This is a genomic window from Leptospira sarikeiensis, from assembly GCF_004769615.1.
Lineage (GTDB): Bacteria > Spirochaetota > Leptospiria > Leptospirales > Leptospiraceae > Leptospira_B > Leptospira_B sarikeiensis.
This window is the reverse complement of the sequence record NZ_RQGF01000030.1, coordinates 240,781-258,057: the sequence shown is the minus strand read 5'-3', so window position 1 is coordinate 258,057 and position 17,277 is coordinate 240,781. Positions and strand designations below refer to the sequence as shown.

General features: G+C 41.4%; 18 protein-coding genes. 11 read left to right on the top strand and 7 right to left on the bottom strand.

The window, feature by feature from the left end:
- Positions 1-14: 14 nt before the first annotated feature.
- From leuC to EHQ64_RS16110, 4 genes are read left to right on the top strand one after another with little or no spacing between them, the layout of a single operon-like run.
- Entirely contained in the window at positions 15-1,412 is a 1,398-nt protein-coding gene (gene leuC / locus EHQ64_RS16125) for a 3-isopropylmalate dehydratase large subunit (RefSeq protein WP_135650832.1), read from the top strand.
- 13 nt (positions 1,413-1,425) lie between these two features.
- On the top strand, positions 1,426-2,052 hold the full coding sequence (gene leuD / locus EHQ64_RS16120) for a 3-isopropylmalate dehydratase small subunit (protein WP_135650831.1): 627 nt from the start codon (positions 1,426-1,428) through the stop codon (positions 2,050-2,052).
- 34 nt (positions 2,053-2,086) lie between these two features.
- Entirely contained in the window at positions 2,087-3,088 is a 1,002-nt protein-coding gene (locus tag EHQ64_RS16115; protein ID WP_135650830.1) for a PLP-dependent cysteine synthase family protein, read from the top strand.
- A 5-nt stretch (positions 3,089-3,093) separates the two neighbouring features.
- The gene (locus tag EHQ64_RS16110; RefSeq protein WP_135650829.1) at positions 3,094-4,977 is read left to right on the top strand and encodes an AAA domain-containing protein; all 1,884 of its coding nucleotides are present in this window, start codon (positions 3,094-3,096) and stop codon (positions 4,975-4,977) included.
- Position 4,978: 1 nt separating this feature from the next.
- On the opposite strand, the gene EHQ64_RS16105 is transcribed toward EHQ64_RS16110, so the two are convergent.
- Positions 4,979-5,602, bottom strand: a complete 624-nt coding sequence (locus EHQ64_RS16105) for a DUF1109 family protein (RefSeq protein WP_135650828.1) — start codon at positions 5,600-5,602, stop codon at positions 4,979-4,981.
- A gap of 124 nt (positions 5,603-5,726) precedes the next feature.
- Between EHQ64_RS16105 and EHQ64_RS16100 the strand changes: the two genes are divergently transcribed.
- The 7 genes from EHQ64_RS16100 to gshAB are packed head-to-tail and all read left to right on the top strand — an operon-like array spanning position 5,727 to position 14,405.
- Positions 5,727-6,314 (top strand): RNA polymerase sigma factor, encoded by a 588-nt coding sequence (locus EHQ64_RS16100; protein ID WP_135650827.1) that lies wholly within the window; start codon positions 5,727-5,729, stop codon positions 6,312-6,314.
- A 3-nt stretch (positions 6,315-6,317) separates the two neighbouring features.
- Positions 6,318-7,493 (top strand): GNAT family N-acetyltransferase, encoded by a 1,176-nt coding sequence (locus EHQ64_RS16095; protein ID WP_135650826.1) that lies wholly within the window; start codon positions 6,318-6,320, stop codon positions 7,491-7,493.
- Complete coding sequence (locus tag EHQ64_RS16090) at positions 7,490-7,813, top strand: ATP-dependent Clp protease adaptor ClpS (protein WP_135650825.1); 324 nt, start codon at positions 7,490-7,492, stop codon at positions 7,811-7,813. The genes EHQ64_RS16095 and EHQ64_RS16090 overlap by 4 nt, the downstream gene beginning before the upstream one ends.
- Entirely contained in the window at positions 7,810-10,053 is a 2,244-nt protein-coding gene (gene clpA / locus EHQ64_RS16085; RefSeq protein WP_135650824.1) for an ATP-dependent Clp protease ATP-binding subunit ClpA, read from the top strand. The genes EHQ64_RS16090 and clpA overlap by 4 nt, the downstream gene beginning before the upstream one ends.
- On the top strand, positions 10,053-11,816 hold the full coding sequence (gene ggt / locus EHQ64_RS16080; protein WP_135650823.1) for a gamma-glutamyltransferase: 1,764 nt from the start codon (positions 10,053-10,055) through the stop codon (positions 11,814-11,816). Before clpA ends, ggt begins: the two co-directional genes overlap by 1 nt.
- 19 nt (positions 11,817-11,835) lie before the next feature.
- Entirely contained in the window at positions 11,836-13,377 is a 1,542-nt protein-coding gene (gene gshA, locus EHQ64_RS16075) for a glutamate--cysteine ligase (RefSeq protein ID WP_135650822.1), read from the top strand.
- Positions 13,374-14,405 (top strand): bifunctional glutamate--cysteine ligase GshA/glutathione synthetase GshB, encoded by a 1,032-nt coding sequence (gene gshAB, locus EHQ64_RS16070; protein ID WP_135650821.1) that lies wholly within the window; start codon positions 13,374-13,376, stop codon positions 14,403-14,405. The genes gshA and gshAB overlap by 4 nt, the downstream gene beginning before the upstream one ends.
- Here the strand turns inward: gshAB and EHQ64_RS16065 are convergent.
- From EHQ64_RS16065 to EHQ64_RS16040, 6 genes are all read right to left on the bottom strand, one after another.
- A complete protein-coding gene (locus tag EHQ64_RS16065) occupies positions 14,388-14,648 on the bottom strand; it encodes a glutathione S-transferase N-terminal domain-containing protein (RefSeq protein ID WP_135650820.1) in 261 nt (86 codons plus the stop codon). The genes gshAB and EHQ64_RS16065 overlap by 18 nt on opposite strands.
- 5 nt (positions 14,649-14,653) lie before the next feature.
- A complete protein-coding gene (gene grxD / locus EHQ64_RS16060; RefSeq protein ID WP_135650819.1) occupies positions 14,654-14,965 on the bottom strand; it encodes a Grx4 family monothiol glutaredoxin in 312 nt (103 codons plus the stop codon).
- Positions 14,966-14,985: 20 nt separating this feature from the next.
- Positions 14,986-15,210, bottom strand: coding sequence for a BolA/IbaG family iron-sulfur metabolism protein (locus tag EHQ64_RS16055; RefSeq protein WP_135650818.1), 225 nt, complete (start codon positions 15,208-15,210; stop codon positions 14,986-14,988).
- 70 nt (positions 15,211-15,280) lie between these two features.
- Entirely contained in the window at positions 15,281-15,550 is a 270-nt protein-coding gene (locus tag EHQ64_RS16050; RefSeq protein WP_135650817.1) for a BolA family protein, read from the bottom strand.
- A 4-nt stretch (positions 15,551-15,554) separates the two neighbouring features.
- On the bottom strand, positions 15,555-16,328 hold the full coding sequence (locus tag EHQ64_RS16045; RefSeq protein ID WP_135650816.1) for an ABC transporter permease: 774 nt from the start codon (positions 16,326-16,328) through the stop codon (positions 15,555-15,557).
- Complete coding sequence (locus tag EHQ64_RS16040; RefSeq protein WP_135650815.1) at positions 16,325-17,242, bottom strand: ABC transporter ATP-binding protein; 918 nt, start codon at positions 17,240-17,242, stop codon at positions 16,325-16,327. Before EHQ64_RS16040 ends, EHQ64_RS16045 begins: the two co-directional genes overlap by 4 nt.
- Between the last annotated feature and the right edge of the window lie 35 nt (positions 17,243-17,277).

The following is a 17,277-nucleotide window of genomic DNA, read 5'->3' as shown; positions in this document are numbered from 1 at the left end:
GGGATCTGTTGACCATGAAAACGATGTTCGAAAAAATCTGGGAAGACCATTTGGTCGGCGAAATGGATGGGGGTTCCTATCTTCTTTATATAGATCGCCACCTAATCCATGAGGTAACTAGTCCCCAGGCTTTTGATGGGATTAGAATGGCCGGAAGAAAAGTCCGTCGCCCGGAAGCTACTTATGCAACCATGGACCATAACGTTTCCACCAGGATCCGTAATCTGGAATTATCCGATCCAATTTCTGCAAATCAGATGAAAACTCTCATCAAAAATTGTAATGAGAATGGGATCACTTTATACGATCTAAATCACCCTGACCAAGGAATCATCCATGTGATCGCTCCTGAGATGGGGCTCACTCATCCTGGAATGACAATCGTTTGTGGGGACTCCCACACTTCTACTCATGGAGCATTCGGAGCACTCGCATTCGGGATCGGTACTTCCGAAGTAGAGCATGTGCTTGCGACCCAAACACTTCTGCAAAGAAGAGCGAAAACGATGGAGATCCGAGTAGACGGGCAACTTTCTCCACATGTGACCGCAAAGGATATCGTTCTTGCGATCATCGGTAAGATCGGAACGGGAGGAGCAACCGGATACGTGATCGAGTATCGTGGATCTGCGATCTCTTCTCTAAGCATGGAAGCTCGTATGACAGTTTGTAATATGTCTATCGAAGCTGGTGCAAGAGCAGGACTCATTGCTCCGGACCAAATCACATTCGATTATTTGAAAGGAAGAGATTTTGCTCCTAAAGGTGCAGAATGGGATCTAGCAGTCCAAAAATGGAAACGTTATGTGACCGATGAAGGAGCTAAGTTCGATACTACTGTTATTTTAAAGGCAGAAGAGATCGCTCCTCAAGTGACTTGGGGAACTTCTCCAGGTCAAGTGGTTCCGGTAACTGGAATTGTGCCTGATCCAAAAGATGCTGTGGACCAAGTAGATAAGATCAGTATCGAGAATGCTCTCAAATATATGGATCTGAAACCTGGGCAGAAGATAGAAGATGTTTTCGTAAACAAAGTGTTTATCGGTTCTTGTACCAACTCTAGGATCGAAGACTTAAGAATTGCTGCGAGCACCGTGAAAGGTAAAAAAGTTTCCGGAAAAGTGCAAGCGATCGTAGTTCCTGGTTCTGGTAGAGTGAAACGCCAAGCTGAACAAGAAGGATTAGATAAAATTTTTATAGAAGCGGGATTCGAATGGAGACAACCAGGTTGTTCCATGTGTCTTGCGATGAACGATGATGTTCTTGAGCCTGGAGACAGATGTGCTTCTACTTCCAATCGTAATTTCGAAGGAAGACAGGGTAAGGGGGGAAGAACCCACCTGGTCGGTCCCGCAATGGCCGCTGCTGCAGCCGTCGAAGGACATTTTGTAGATATTCGGAACTGGAAATAAGGATAGAATTTATATGAAAGCTTTTACCCAACACGAAGGTCTTGCTGTTCTAATCGATCGCCCGAATATAGATACGGACGCAATCATTCCGAAACAATTTTTGAAAAAGATAGAACGTACCGGTTTCGGGATCCATCTTTTCCATGATTGGAGATATTTGGATGATGCGGGCACCAAACCAAATCCTGAATTCTCTTTAAACCAAGAGAGATATAAAGGGGCTTCAGTCCTAGTCACTAGAGATAATTTCGGATGCGGATCTTCCAGAGAGCACGCCCCTTGGGCCTTGGAAGATTACGGATTTAGAGCGATCATTGCTCCATCTTACGCTGATATTTTCTATAATAATTGCTTTAAAAACGGGATGCTTCCTGTCGTTTTAAAGCCGGAAGAAGTAGACGAAATTTTTAAGATCGTAGATAAGACTCCTGGCGCCAAAATCAAGATCGATTTGGACAAACAAAACGTGATCAGTCCTTCCGGAGCTGTTTATAGTTTCGAAGTGGACTCTTTCCGCAAATATTGTCTATTCAACGGTTTGGATGATATCGGTTTAACTCTGCAACATGCTGGTGAAATCCAGACGTATGAGGATAAAAATCGAAAAGATCTTCCTTGGTTGTACGCCTCTAAAAATTAATTTTCTAAAATATACAGGGCGCAAAAAGGAGACTATGTTCGACGAAATTTCCCGTTCCATCGATGAATTCGGCAATAGCCTTCTTGGGGCTCTGAATAATGTCCAAAACGCTTTTGGACGGGAACTCAGTGTAGCCAAACCGATCAAAGAGAATGTTCTCCAGATGATCGGAAATACTCCTCTCATTCGTCTGAATCAGATCGGATCTCATATCCCCAATGTGGAAATCTATCTCAAGGCGGAGTTTTGTAATCCTACAGGAAGTGTGAAAGACAGGACTGCACTTTCTATGATCCTAGCTGCTGAGAGAAGAGGAGAACTAAAACCTGGAGGTTCCGTTTTCCAGGCAGGTTATAATACCACTGCGATCTCTCTTGCTTGGATCTCTACAATTCGTCAGTATAAATTCAAAGTATTTTTGGCTCCGGATACGGAACAAGAAAAGATCAAAGAATTAAAATCCTATGGGGCTACTGTCGAAGTAGTTCAACTCGCAAAAGGAAATTGGGACGATTCTCTTTTGGAAACTGCTAAAGCTGCAAAAGAAAAAGAGAAGGGAAGCGTGATCTTAAACGAGTTTAAGGACATGGCAAATACAAACGCTCATTTTCTTTTTACAGGCCCTGAGATCTGGAGAGACCTAGCTGGAAATGTGGATGCATTCGTTGCGGGTGGAGGTTCCGGCGGAACTCTTTCCGGTGTAGGAAGATATTTGAAGAGTAAAAAACCTTCTCTTAGAGTTATTATGGGAGTGAGTAAAAATTCTCGCTTCATTCGTAAAATGGTTCAGGGAGATTCAAGCATTCGACTTCCTGAATCTTTTGATCCAAAGGTTACTGACCAGTATATTGGTGTGGATCGTGACGAGGCACTTCGTTATCAATCCGAACTCTATCAGAAAGAAGGGATCTTTGCGGGGCTAACAACAGGGACCACTCTTGCTTCTGCGATCCATTATGCAGAAAGTCTTCCTACGAGAGACGATCAAAAAACTCCAAGCTATAAGATCATCGTTCTTTCTCCAGATAGACTCTAATCGGAATGTCCGAGTCCTATTATTCTTCTCTCCGAGAATCTCTTAAAAAGGAAAGACAGGCAGAGCTGGATAAATATAAGGAAGATCTTTCTTCTTCCGATCTGAATCAAAGGATACGAGACGGATTTACTGTTTTCCCTTTAGTCTTTGAAGATGCAGAATTAGGTGCTGACGGAAACTGGAAAGTAATCCTAAAACCCACTAAACAAAAAAATATTCCGGAGCTATTTCGTCCTGGAACGCCTGTCCGGATCGTAAAAGAAACGGAAGAATATATTTCGGTTCTTCTGAAAGCGAACGAAGACTCTTACATTGTGTATATGGAAGAGGTTCCTGATTGGGTAGAAGAAGGTAAACTTGGTCTGGAGATCCTACCGGACGAAACAAGTTTTAAAGAATGGGATAGAGCTTTAGATAAAGTAATGCATGCTGAGAAGGGTTCTCGTGCAAAATTTTTTGCAGATCTTTTCTCCGATCAAATAGAGATCTCCAAACCGAATTTTAAATCTCTTTCCGGAATTTCAGAGGATCTGAACGATTCTCAAAAAAAAGCGATCTCCGCAATTTTACAAACGGAAGATTTTGTTTTAGTTCACGGGCCTCCTGGGACCGGAAAAACAAGAACGATTGTAGAAGCGATCCGTATCCTGGTGTCAGAAGGCAAAAGGGTTCTCGCTTCTGCCCCTACAAATTCAGCTTCCGATCTTTTAGTGGAGTCTCTTGCAAAACTAAAGGTTCCTGTTTTAAGGATGGGTCATCCAGCTCGTATTCATTCTGATGTTCTGGAAAATTCATTAGAGATGAAACTAAACCATTCTGCGGAAGCGAAACTGATCGAGAGAGATCGAAAAGAGGTCCAGGAACTCTTAAAAAAAGCACGTAAATTCAAAAGAAGTTTCGGAAAACAAGAAGCAGAAGAGAGAAGAAGTCTTTATAAAGAAGCCGATTCTCTTCGCAAAGGGATCAAAGAAAGACAGAAAGTTTTAATCCGTTATCTTTTGGAATCCCATCCAGTGATCGTTTGCACTCATACTGGAGCTTCTTCTTTTCAATTGCATAATATGGAATTTGATTATGCGATTTTGGACGAGGGGAGCCAGGCAATCGAGCCTTCTTCCTGGATCCCTATTTTAAAGGCACAAAGATTCGTGATTGCGGGGGATCCTTGCCAGCTACCTCCAACGGTAATTTCCGAAGATCCGTTGCTTAAGGTTTCTTTAATGGAGAGGTTACTTCCTATTTTTCAAGAAAAGGAAAGAGTCTATCTTTTGGATACACAATATAGGATGACAGATCCGATCCAAGAATTCCCAAATCGTAAGTTTTATGAGAGTAAGCTAAAATCAGGGTTAGATCAGAGTTCGCGTAATCGAGTTCCTTTTTCCTCTGACGAACTTTTCTCCTCAAGTCTCGTATTCTTAGATAGTTCCGGAACGGATACTGCAGAAGAAATTTCTGAGGCAAGTCTCGGGAATCCCTGGGAAGCTGAGTTTACAGTTGGGATCGTAAAAAGGATCTTAGAAGCAGGATGGGATCCTAAAAATCTGATCCTACTTTCTCCTTATAGATACCAAAGATATTTACTAAAGCAAAAACTGGAAGAACTACTTCCTGAATTTGTCGATCAACTAGATGTAGAAACTGTGGATTCATTTCAAGGAAGAGAAACTGATGCTGTAGTATTCAGTTTGGTTCGTTCTAATCCTGAAGGTCAAATAGGATTCTTATCCGAGACAAGGCGCTGGAATGTAGGAATGACACGTGCAAAGAAACTTTTGGTCCTTATAGGAGATGGTTCTACTCTGGGCCAAAATGGATTCTTCCAAGAGCTAATAACTACGGTTGAAGAAGTGGGGGAATTGAAGACTGCTTGGGAGTTTATGGACTAACTCACCAACTGAATTTTTTTCTTACAGGGATCCAAAACAAACCGATCCAGGTTAGGGTAAATACCACATGAGAAAGAAAAATATGAGAAGCGTCTTGAACGGGACAAACGAATTTTAAACCTATATTAGAACTTGCGAATAGAAGGCTTAAAAATAAAAACGCGGAAAGTCCGGGACGAGAACTGGACATCTTACTTAAAAGAAAAGAGCCGAGTGTTCCAAATAGTACGGAACTGATCGCTAAGATCCCAGGGCAAAAACCTATATGAACATGCCCTAGATCGAATTCTGTAAAGAATCGAACGATATTATATCCGATCCAAAGAAAGATAGAAGCACCAGCTCCCCAAAACATCCAGATCGAATTCTCTTCCGGGTATGCAAGCCTACTTAAAAAATAACCGGAAAAAGCTCCCCAGGCGACAACTAAAACAGGCTCAGGCCACCAGCCAGGAAATACAGGTCGATTGGTCAGTAGGGAAACGGACCAGCCAAGCAAAATGCCGGACACTAATAGGCCCATCCAAGAGAGGAATAATATAGATAAATTCAGACTGCCTTTTTTCAGGTCAGCACTTAATACTTGGATTAGTTCTTCCGTTTTGTCCGGTTTGGCTTTAGACATGATACCTCCTGTTTAGATTTTCCGCTTGAAAGTAAGAAAGATTGGACATCCCTAAAAAATCCAGTCGAATAGCTTTTCTTTAGCCGACTCTTTTTATCATTCGAGTCAAACTGCAAAAGGTTACATGGCAGAAAAGCAAGAAATCTGGGAAATTCTTTCGGAACGAATGAGAAAGGCCCAAGAAGGGGATTCGAAGGAATATGAACTTCTTCTTTCCAAATGCCGGGAAATTCTGCTCAATTACCTGAGTTCCAAGGTTCGAGATAAGGACGACAGAGAGGATCTGATCCAAGATATTCTGGTCGGTATTCATAAGGCAAGGATTACCTACAGAAAGGAGAAACCCTTTGCTCCCTGGTTTTTCTCTATTGCTCGTTACAAGACCATAGACTATATTCGTAGGACAAGTTCTCGGGATAAAATTGTATCCGCTGAGATGGAACATTTTCCTGTAGAAAAGGAAACTTCTCCGGAGGATGAGTGGGAACTCCAACAAGGGCTGGAATCCTGGCTAAGTGTCCTGGAGCCCAGACAAAGGCAAATCCTGACTATGGCAAAATTAGAAGGTAGATCCGTTCGGGAAATTTCGGAACGTACTGGACTTTCCGAGTCCAATGTAAAGGTGATCGTTCATCGTTCGATCGAGAAGATAAAACGCATTTTTTCCGAGCCGGAGAGAACGACCCCGAGGTCAAAAACGTCCAAGAAATAGAAAATGCCCGAATATCCGAAGCTTAAATGGATCCGATCCCTAAACGAAATCTCTTCCGAGGACTGGAATCGTTTGGGAGATCCAGAAAATCCTTTCTCGAATCATGAATTTCTGCATTCCTTAGAACTTTCTTCTTGCGTAGGAGGAAAGACTAGTTGGCAACCTGAATATTTGGTCGCAGAAGATGAGAGGGGAGTACATTCTTCCATAGCATTCTATCATAAATATGATTCGTACGGAGAATATGTTTTCGATCATTCTTGGGCCAATTTTTTCTCCCAGAATGGCTTATCCTATTATCCTAAAGGACTCGTTGCTTATCCATTCACTCCGGTAAACGGCAAAAAGATCCTAAGAAGACAAGACGTGTCTTTGGAAGAGGCGTTGGATATCCTACTTCCCGAACTTTTAGCAAATGCTGAGGACCAAGGGCTCTCCAGTGTCCATTTTTTATTTTTGGAAGAAGAAGAGGCAAAGGCTTTAGAGAAACGGGGCTTTGCGACTCGGATCACTCATCAATTTCATTGGAAGAATAGAGGATATACGAGTTTTGAGAATTTTTTAGGAGATTTTCGTTCTAAAAAAAGGATCCAGATCAAGAAGGAAAGAGAAACAATCCGGGAGTCTGAGATCCAAATCGTATGTAAGGAAGGAAAAGATATCTCAGAGAAAGATATGGACTCTATCTATTCATTTTACACGGAAACTTATTCCAGAAAATGGGGATCTCCCTATTTGAATCGAAAGTTCTTTAAGATCATTCTGGAAAAGTTTTCCTCCAACCTTGTATTATTTTTAGCGAAGAAAGAAGGCCAAACCATTGGTGGGACATTCAATTTAAAGAAGGGAAAAAAACTGTACGGAAGGTATTGGGGCTCTGAAGGACATTATCCTTTTCTACATTTCGAATGTTGTTATTATGCTCCGATAGAATATGCGATATCTCATAACTTCGAGATCTTTGAAGCAGGAGCTCAGGGAGAACAGAAATTTTTAAGAGGGTTTCCTGCCGTTCCGACCTATAGTTCTCATTTTATTTTCCATGACCAGGCCAGAAATGCGATTGAACGTTTTTTAGAAAGCGAAAGAATGCATATGCAGGAAATGATCCGAGAAACCAATCTTTCCTCCCCATTGAAGGAAGAGTCCAACTCCGGGCGGGGAGAAACCGAACTATGAGCGATCTGAAAATAGAAGAGCAGACTCTTACTAAAGAAAAAATTAAACTAAAAAGACCTCCAAAGTATAGGGTTGTGATCTTAAATGACGATTATACTCCAATGTATTTCGTGGTCTGGATCCTAAGAGTGGTCTTTTATAGGACTGAAGTCGAGAGCGAACAAATAATGCTCCAGGCTCATACGACCGGAAAGGCTCTTTGTGGAGTCTATTCTCATGACGTCGCAAAAACCAAAGTAAACGAAACACATATGCTCGCAGAGGAACATGGACATCCTTTGCATTGCCAAATGGAAATAGAAGAGGGGGAAGAATTATGACCTTATCCGAAGAATTAGAAAAATCTCTGGGCCAAGCTAGAGCAGAAGCACTCACTAGAAGGAACGAATACATTACCCTCGAGCATATTCTTCTTTCCTTAACCAATGATCCTGTTGCTGCGGAAGTCCTTTTGGCTTGCGGCGCGGATCTGGAACAATTACGTTCCGAATTAAAAGAATTTTTAGATACAGAGATGGAATCTGTCCCGGAAACTTTCGGAGAGATAGAACCTGAATATACGATAGGCGCCCAAAGAGTATTACAACTCGCGGCCTTCCATGTGCAATCCACTCAAAAGAAAAAATTGGACGGTGGCTATGTTCTCGCTTCTTTATTTAGAGAGGATCAGTCTCATGCAGTATTCTTTTTAGGAAGACAGGATATCACTCGCTACGATGTGGTTCGTTATATTTCTCATGGGATCAAAAAGTCCGGCGAAAAAGTGGGCGAAGGTTCCGGCGCAGAAGAGACCAATAAAAAACAGAACGGAGATGCTCTGTCCGATTTCTGTGTGAATCTTACTGAAAAAGCAAGCCAAGGAAAATTGGATCCTCTTGTAGGAAGAGCGGAAGAGATAGAAAGAACGATCCATATCTTAGCAAGACGTAGGAAGAATAATCCGATCTTTGTAGGAGATGCCGGGGTCGGAAAAACCGCAATCGTAGAAGGCCTCGCACTTCAGATCGTGAACGGAAATGTTCCGGATGTATTAAAAAATACGAAAGTGTATTCGTTAGATATGGGATTACTTCTCGCGGGAACGAAATTCAGAGGTGAATTTGAAGAAAGGCTCAAAAATGTAGTCCAGGCCATTTCAGCAGATCCGAATAATGTTTTGTTTGTGGACGAGATCCATACGATCGTAGGAGCTGGGGCCGTGTCCGGAGGTTCTTTAGATGCTTCTAATCTTTTAAAACCTGCATTGTCTAATGGGGAACTTCGTTGTATTGGAACGACTACTTATAAAGAATATAAGGCGATCTTTGAAAAGGACCACGCACTATCCAGAAGATTCCAGAAATTAGAAGTAAACGAACCCTCCGTAGATGAAACGATCCAAATCCTAAAAGGACTTCTTCCTAAATACGAACAATTCCATTCTGTAAAATATTCTTCAGGCGCTGTAGAAGAGGCGGCAAGACTTGCTGAACGCTACATCCTCGATAGAAAGCTTCCAGATAAAGCGATCGATCTTATCGACGAAGCCGGTGCAAAAGTAAAATTAAGAGCCAGTTCCAAATCCAAGATCGTAAGCGTGAAAGAAATAGAAGAATTAGTTTCTAAAATTTCTAAGATCCCTCCGAGGACTGTCAAAGCGGACGATCGCGAAAAATTAAAAAACTTGGATGAGGAATTAAAAGGAAAAATTTACGGCCAAGACAAGGCTGTGATCGAACTTGTACAGGCGATCCGACTTTCCAGAAGCGGACTTTCGGAACCTGGAAAACCTGTAGGATCGTTCTTGTTTGCGGGGCCTACTGGCGTGGGAAAAACGGAACTTTCCAAACAACTTGCTTCCATTCTAGGCGTTGAGTTTCTCCGTTTTGATATGAGCGAGTATATGGAGAAGCATACAGTTTCTAGGTTGATCGGATCTCCTCCAGGCTATGTCGGTTTCGAACAAGGTGGGCAGTTGACGGATGCAATCATTCGCACACCTCATTGTGTTCTACTCTTGGATGAGATAGAAAAGGCCCATGAGGATATTTATAATATTCTTCTACAGATCATGGACCATGCCACTCTTACGGATAACAACGGAAGAAAGGCGGATTTCAAACAGGTAATCCTGATCATGACCACAAATACGGGTGCCAGGGAAAGGGCTTCTAATCCATTAGGATTTGATAATACTGCTCTTACGGATCGGGGCTTAAAAGCGATAGAAAAGCAGTTCTCTCCGGAATTCCGAAATAGGCTGACCGCGGTCATTGAATTCTCCTCTCTGGAAGAAAGTACAGTCTCCAAGGTAGTCCGTAAACAGTTGGAATTGTTGGAGGTCCGACTGAAAGAGAAAAGTATCCAAATCCATTATGGAGAGGATGTACTTCTTTGGATCGCTAAAAAGTCCTATGATCCTTTGTTCGGGGCAAGACCGGTGCAAAGATGGATCGATTCCAATATTTCTAAAAGGCTTTCCGAGGAGATTCTCTTTGGGGAATTAAAAACAGGTGGGGATGTAAATTTGGAAATACAAAATGAGGAACTTAAATTAGTATTCCGTTCGAGAGAAAAATAATGTTTTTCCCAAGAACTACAATTGTTTCTAAAAGTTTCTTCCTATTTTCCATCTTTCTACTACTTGCTTTCGGTTCTTGTAAAAAGAACGTTCTATTCATAGAAGGCAGGGAAGTATCCACTCAGAATTTAGTGGCCCCTAAGTTCGGCATAGATGCGAACACATTATTCGCAGAATCTAAGAATATCATGATCTCCACCGACTCGATAGATTCCTCTAAGGTCGGTTTGGAAGTTTATAAGAAAGGTGGAAATGCGATCGACGTTGCGGTTGCTGCTTCCTTTGCGGTTTCAGTAACTCGTCCTTCTTCTACTGGGATTGGTGGTGGGGGATTTTTAGTCTATCATCATGCTAAGAGTGGGAAGTCCTACGCATTCGATTTTAGAGAAAGAGCTCCCTCTTCTGCAAACCGCAATATGTATAAGGGAAAACCGAAGGAAGATTCTCTTCTTGGATATAGATCTGTAGGTGTTCCAGGAATGGTTGCAGGACTTGTGCAGATACATAAGAAGTTCGGTAAACTTCCTTTAAAGGATGTCTTGGCTCCTTCCATTCGATTGGCAGAAGAAGGTTTTGTGGTATATCCGGATCTTACCGAAGCTATCCAAGAATCCGAAAAAGATATGAGTTCGAGCATGAAAAAAATATTCCTGCCGAACGGGAAGGCTCCGGAACCCGGCGAAGTCCTGGTCCAAAAGGATCTAGGAAAAACCCTCAGGATCATTTCTGAAACAGGAGATTCAGATTTTTATAACGGAAAAATTGCAAAGGCCCTTGCTGAAGAAGTTTCTTCTAATGGAGGCCTTTTGTCATTCTCTGACCTAAAGAACTATAAGGTACGAGAAGGAAAGCCATTAGAAATTACTTATAGAAATTATACGATCCGTACCATGTTTCCCCCTTCTTCAGGGGTTCATCTTTTTACGATGTTAAAGATGCTGGAAACAAAAGAACTTCATTCCATGTTCGATTTTTCCCAAAGCGATTATTATCATTTTCTTGCCGAAGTGATGAGAAGGGGATATTCTGATAGAGCTGTTTTAGGAGGAGATCCTGAATACACAAAGGTTCCGGTAGAGACTTTAATCTCTTCCGAATACGCAAAGGATAAGATCGCAGATTTTAATCCCGGGAAAGCGACTGCGAGTTCCACTTATTTAAGCCGTTTAAATTTGAAAGCAGAGTCACCTCAAACCACACATTTATCCGTTGTGGATGCAGAAGGAAATGCAGTTGGGACCACTCATTCTATCAATTATAGATTTGGTGCAGCTGTTGTTTTGGATGGATACGGTTTTGTCTTAAACGATACGATGGATGATTTTAGTCGTTCTCCTGGAGAGCCAAATGTATACGGCTTAATAGGTGCAGAAGCAAATTCTATCCAACCTGGAAAAACTCCTTTAAGTTCGATGTCTCCTACGATCGTTCTGAAGAATGGAGAAACTTTTTTAGTGACCGGTGCTCCCGGTGGTTCTTATATCGTTAATGCAGTTTTACAATCTATACTGTTCACTCTGGATCTAAATCTCACCTTGTACGAATCGGTGGCAAGGGGACGTATCCACCATCAATTCTTTCCGGATGCTTTATCTGTCGAAGGTCCTGCAACGGATACTGCTACATTCAATCAATTAAAAGCGAAAAAACACGAGATACGACTCGGAAATAATGCCGCGAAACTTTTCTGCGTAAAAAGAGAGAACGGTAAATTATACGGTGCTGCGGATCCTAGGGGCGATGGAATCCCTCTAGGGGAATAATATAAAAAAGGAATTTAGAATGAATCGGCCCGCCCAATCTTCCGTTTACCCGAATTTAAGGCATGCGGTAAAAGCCAAACACGGTTTGGAAAAAGAAAGCATGCGTATTTTTTTTGACGGAAAAATTTCCACTACTCCTCATCCGGAGTCCTTAGGTTCTAGTTTAACAAATCATTTTATTAAAACTGACTTTTCTGAACCACAATTAGAATTTGCTACGAATCCGAGACCAAGGATAGAAGCGATCGTCCGAGAATTGCAAGATCTGCATATTTTCACCTCAAGGCATTTAAAAGATGAATGGATCTGGCCATTCAGTATGCCTCCCATCCTTCCAAAGGAAGATAAGCATATCCCTCTAGGTCAATATGGCCATTCCTTTTCAGGAGAATGGAAAACTGTCTATAGGAACGGTTTAGGATTACGTTATGGAAGAAGAATGCAGACAATCTCAGGTGTTCATTATAATTTTTCCTTCTCTAATCTATTTCTGAAACAGCTATTAGGAAAAGAGATCCAGGCATTCACTAAAGAAGAAATTTCGGAGTTATATCTTTCCGTTACCCGTAATTTTATGAGAAGGGTACCGGAAATATTATATCTTACCGGTGCAACCCCTGTTTTCGATGAAACATTTCTGCCGGTTCCGAGCGATTTTCCGTTTGTAAAACATAAAAATCATACGTACTACGCTCCATACGCTACCTCACTTCGAATGAGCGAGATCGGATACACGAGTAAGGTCCAGGATGAGCTTCCAATCAATTATAATTCCTTAAAGGAATATATCAATGGAATGTGTTATGCAGTAAGCACTCCTTATCCTAAATACCAACCTTTTGGTGGAATACCGAACCAGCTCAATGATCATTATTTGCAGATAGAGAATGAATTCTATTCTCCGATTCGCCCGAAACAAGTTCCTAAGAATGACGAAAGACCTTTGGACGCGCTACAGAGCCGTGGGATCCAATACATTGAGATCCGCTGTTTGGATCTACAACCTGAATCTCCGACCGGAATTCATAAGCCTAGTTTAGGTTATATCCAGATGGTTTTGTTAAATGGGCTTCTTACTGAAAGTAAGTCTATCGATCAAAAAGAAAAACTCAGGATCAGAGAGAACACGAACCGGATCATTTGGGAAGGCAGAAAGCCGGGCCTAAAAGTTTTAGGGGAGAATGGAGAAGAGACTGATTTTCTGAAACAAGGAAAAGAATTCACCGAATCTCTTGTCCCGATCGCAGAAGAATTGGATCGCCATACTGGAAAAAGATTCTACCAAGAAACATTGAATGTAATGAGAGCTCGTTGGGAAGATCCTAAATGCACTCCTTCCGGCAAATTGATGGACCGTATCATTAAAGAAGATTGGGAATACAGAGATCTAGGAATCCACTTAGCTAAGGAAAATTTCAGAAATCAATCTCAGATGGAATTAACTCCTGGAAAATTCAATATGTTCGTCAAAGAGGTTCAAAGATCCTTGGCAGAAAAAGTCAAAATAGAAGAATCCGAGAAAGTAAAAAAATATCCTACTGCAAGGATCTGTAACCATTGAAATATAAATTAGGGCCCGGAGAAAAATTAGATCCGAATGAATTTATTTTAAAAGGATTTGAGGATCTAGAAATTTCCACACAGATCGTGATCCGAGATGCTTTGAATCGAGGCTTGGAAGTGGAAATATTGGATCGTCCAAGTCATTTTATCCGATTGAAGGGCCAGGGAAAAACAAGACTCGTAAAAGAAGCTTCTAAAACAGAACTGGATTCGTACATGACCTTTTTGGTTATGGAAAATAAGACAGTCACGAAACGTATTTTAGAAGAATCAAATATACTCGTTCCAAAGGGAATTACAGTCTCTGATATATCTTCCGGGTTGGATTTTTTAAAACAGACCTCTGACAGAAAGATGGTAGTCAAACCTGTGACTACGAACTTTGGGATCGGGATCAGTATCTTACAGTCTTCAGCAAGCGAAGAAGACCGAAAAAAGGCTCTTGAGATCGCCTTAGGTTTCTCTGAAACAGCAATCATAGAGGAATTTGCGGAAGGTAATGAATATAGATTTTTGGTGATCGGGGACGAATGTGTCGCGGTTTGTAATCGGATCCCTGCAAACGTATTAGGTGACGGCAAAAAAACGATCCGAGAGTTGGTAGAAGAGAAAAACAAAGATCCTAGAAGAGGGGTCGGTCATGTTACACCTCTCGAAAAGATCCAATTAGCAGAGACTGAGTTATCAGTTTTAAAAGAAGCCGGAAAATCACCGGATACTGTCCCGAGTCCTGGAGAAGTTGTTTTTGTTCGAAAGAATTCAAATATCAGCACCGGTGGTGATTCTGTAGATGTAACGGATATTGCTCATCCTTCTCTTAAAAAATTAGCTGTGGAAGCTGCAAAAGCGGCAAAGGCGAAGATTTGCGGTGTGGATATTATAGTAAAAGATCTGAAGTCCGAAGGTGATTACAGGATCTTGGAATTGAACTTTAATCCTGTATTATATATTCATAATTATCCCTATTCAGGCAAGAATAGGAATGTAGGAGAGAAAATTTTGGACGTATTAGGTTACGTTTCCTAAATTATTGATTTTATCCTTTATGTATTCAACTATATCTCTGGATTCATACATAAGGATCTCGCCGTCTACTAAGAATGGGACCTGGCTAATTCCACCCAATCGGATCACTTCTTCTCTGCCAGGAGTTCCTCTACTTGCCTCTACCAATTCATAATCTTTTCCTTCTTTCAGGCCTAGTCTGGAAAAATGATCCCGGACATAAGCGCAATAAGGGCAGGTGAGGAATTGGTAGAGTTTCATCATTTGAATTAAGCTCCGATCTTCTTCTGAAGCTCTCCGCTTCTTGCCATTTCAACTACGATATCATGGCCACCGATAAATTCTCCGTCGATATAGAGCTGAGGAATAGTCGGCCAATTCGCGAATTCTTTGATCCCTTCACGAACTGTTTGGTCGGAAAGAACATTGAATGTGTTGTAATCTGCGCCAAGGCTGCGAAGAACATTGGTTACTCCTGCAGAAAATCCGCACATAGGAGCGTCAGGAGTTCCTTTCATAAAAAGGAAAATTTTTTTAGAAGAGATTAAACCTTCGATCTTATCTTGTAATTCTTTTTCCATAGTATTATTCCTAATTGAATTTATGATACCCTAGTTTCTAGTCCTAAAGCATGGACTTCCGCTTTTAGTTCGTCTTTTAAAGTGGCATATACCATTCTATGCTGCTCAACGATCGATTTTCCGGAAAAACCGGCAAACTTTACGATCGCCTTAATATGAACTCCGTCATTGTACGGATCTTCTATCACAACTTCGGACCCAGGAAGGCCATTTTGTATTTTTTCCCGAATTTCTTGTACGGTCATCTGTTACTTCTTAGACTCTGATCTTCTATTATCAGCTCTTTTTAGAAAGCTGTCTTGGACAATCTTTTTTCTAAGGCGCCGAGGTCTTTAATTCCAGAGCGTGGACTCCCCAGTTTTTTAGAAAGGGGTCCATAATTTTATAAACCGCTCTATGTTGTTCTAATAGAGATTTTCCTTGGAAATCCGGACTCGTGATGAATATACGAATATGAGTTCTTTTTCTACCTTCCGGATTGCCGGAATGACCTGCATGCTCGCCCGAAAAATCCTCTATTTTTAATTCGGAGGGGGAAAGGCCGTTTTTGAGAAGCCTTTCCATTTCTACCAATATATCCTGCATTCTCTCATGTCCTTGTTCCGTATCCTCTGCTAAGCATAAATACGGAAACTGAATAAAGTAGAATTGTTCCTAGAATCAAAAGAGTGATCGCTTCCCAAGGGTCAATATCGCTTACTCCTAAAAATCCGTAACGGAATGCGTTTACCATGTATAGGATCGGATTGAACTTGGAAACGATCTGCCATCCTTCCGGAAGCATCTTGATGGAGTAAAATACTCCTCCCAAGTAAGTCAGTGGTGTAAGGATAAAGGTAGGGATGATCGTCACATCGTCGAATTTTTTGGCATAAAGCGCGTTTAGAAATCCGCCCATAGAAAACATCAAAGCCGAAAGCGCAACGGTTACGATTACGATCCATGCATCATATAGTCTCAATTCAGTGAAGAATAAAGAAACTAAGGTCACGATAAATCCGACCAAAACCCCCCGGATCACTCCTCCGATAGAATAACCTAATACGATCAGGTAAGCCGGAGTAGGAGAGACTAAAAGTTCCTCTATATTTTTGCCGAATTTTGCACCGAAAAATGAAGACACCACATTATTGTATGCGTTCAGAATGACAGACATCATTACAAGGCCCGGAACGATGAATTGGATATAAGTATGACCTCCAACATCTCCGATCTGAGATCCTACCAATCTTCCGAAGATCAGAAAGTATAAGGAAATCGTAATACCGGGAGGGATCAAAGTCTGGATCCAGATCCTTAGGATCCGAACAGTTTCTTTTCTGACGATTGTGGAGAATGCGTTAAATTTTTCTTGGAAGTTCATAGTTTTTTCTCCACTAATTTTAGGAATAATTCCTCCAATCGATTGGATTTATTTCTCATACTGGAAATTTGGACTCCACTCTTATCCAAGAGCCTAAATAACTCGTTTAAAGAATTGTTTTTACTTACATCAACTTCGATGGTAAGATCATCCACTTTATTCAAATGGAATCCGTTCAGATCAATTGGAGAATTGATCGGTTGTTTTAGGTCCAGAATGAACGTCTGGGAGTCTAATTTCACGATCAGTTCTTTCATGGAAGTGTTTTCAACAATTTTTCCCTGATCAATGATCGCGATCTTTTTGCAGAGATTTTCCGCTTCCTCAAGGTAATGCGTAGTAAGGATGATCGTGATCCCAGACTCATTTAGTTTAACTAAAAAGTCCCATAGTGATCTGCGAAATTCTATATCCACACCTGCTGTAGGTTCATCTAAAATCAGAACCTTTGGATTATGGACGAGTGCCCTTGCAATCATGAGCCTACGTTTCATTCCTCCAGAAAGTCTTCCTGCGCCTTCTTTTCTCTTTTCGTAAAGTCCGAGCTGGCTTAAATAGTTATGGGTCCTTTCTATCGCTACTTTTCTCGCAAGTCCGTAATAACCGCCTTGGTTCATAACGATCTGTTCTACTTTTTCGAAAATATTAAAATTGAATTCCTGAGGAACGACCCCAATATAAGATTTTGCTAATGTGAGTTGGGTATCTATATCCGCTCCGTAAATTTTAACTTCTCCCGAAGTTTTATTTACTAAGGAACTTAAGATCCCGATTGTTGTGGATTTTCCGGCACCATTCGGACCAAGGAGTGCGAAAAAGTCTCCTTCGTCAACGGTCAGATCGATCCCTTTTAAGGCCTGCACCCCCCCGGCATAGGTCTTCACCAAATTTTTTATTTCTAAGGCTTTGTTCATTCGCGAAAAAACGCTCCAGTTCTATGATTTTGAAC

Excerpts from the sequence above, each read along its gene's own strand:
- leuC (WP_135650832.1), top strand. The coding sequence starts at position 15 with ATGAAAACGATGTTCGAAAAAATCTGGGAAGACCATTTGGTCGGCGAA.
- leuD (WP_135650831.1), top strand. The coding sequence starts at position 1,426 with ATGAAAGCTTTTACCCAACACGAAGGTCTTGCTGTTCTAATCGATCGC.
- EHQ64_RS16115 (WP_135650830.1), top strand. The coding sequence starts at position 2,087 with ATGTTCGACGAAATTTCCCGTTCCATCGATGAATTCGGCAATAGCCTT.
- EHQ64_RS16110 (WP_135650829.1), top strand. The coding sequence starts at position 3,094 with ATGTCCGAGTCCTATTATTCTTCTCTCCGAGAATCTCTTAAAAAGGAA.
- EHQ64_RS16105 (WP_135650828.1), bottom strand. The coding sequence starts at position 5,602 with ATGTCTAAAGCCAAACCGGACAAAACGGAAGAACTAATCCAAGTATTA.
- EHQ64_RS16100 (WP_135650827.1), top strand. The coding sequence starts at position 5,727 with ATGGCAGAAAAGCAAGAAATCTGGGAAATTCTTTCGGAACGAATGAGA.
- EHQ64_RS16095 (WP_135650826.1), top strand. The coding sequence starts at position 6,318 with ATGCCCGAATATCCGAAGCTTAAATGGATCCGATCCCTAAACGAAATC.
- EHQ64_RS16090 (WP_135650825.1), top strand. The coding sequence starts at position 7,490 with ATGAGCGATCTGAAAATAGAAGAGCAGACTCTTACTAAAGAAAAAATT.
- clpA (WP_135650824.1), top strand. The coding sequence starts at position 7,810 with ATGACCTTATCCGAAGAATTAGAAAAATCTCTGGGCCAAGCTAGAGCA.
- ggt (WP_135650823.1), top strand. The coding sequence starts at position 10,053 with ATGTTTTTCCCAAGAACTACAATTGTTTCTAAAAGTTTCTTCCTATTT.
- gshA (WP_135650822.1), top strand. The coding sequence starts at position 11,836 with ATGAATCGGCCCGCCCAATCTTCCGTTTACCCGAATTTAAGGCATGCG.
- EHQ64_RS16065 (WP_135650820.1), bottom strand. The coding sequence starts at position 14,648 with ATGATGAAACTCTACCAATTCCTCACCTGCCCTTATTGCGCTTATGTC.
- grxD (WP_135650819.1), bottom strand. The coding sequence starts at position 14,965 with ATGGAAAAAGAATTACAAGATAAGATCGAAGGTTTAATCTCTTCTAAA.
- EHQ64_RS16055 (WP_135650818.1), bottom strand. The coding sequence starts at position 15,210 with ATGACCGTACAAGAAATTCGGGAAAAAATACAAAATGGCCTTCCTGGG.
- EHQ64_RS16050 (WP_135650817.1), bottom strand. The coding sequence starts at position 15,550 with ATGCAGGATATATTGGTAGAAATGGAAAGGCTTCTCAAAAACGGCCTT.
- EHQ64_RS16045 (WP_135650816.1), bottom strand. The coding sequence starts at position 16,328 with ATGAACTTCCAAGAAAAATTTAACGCATTCTCCACAATCGTCAGAAAA.
- EHQ64_RS16040 (WP_135650815.1), bottom strand. The coding sequence starts at position 17,242 with ATGAACAAAGCCTTAGAAATAAAAAATTTGGTGAAGACCTATGCCGGG.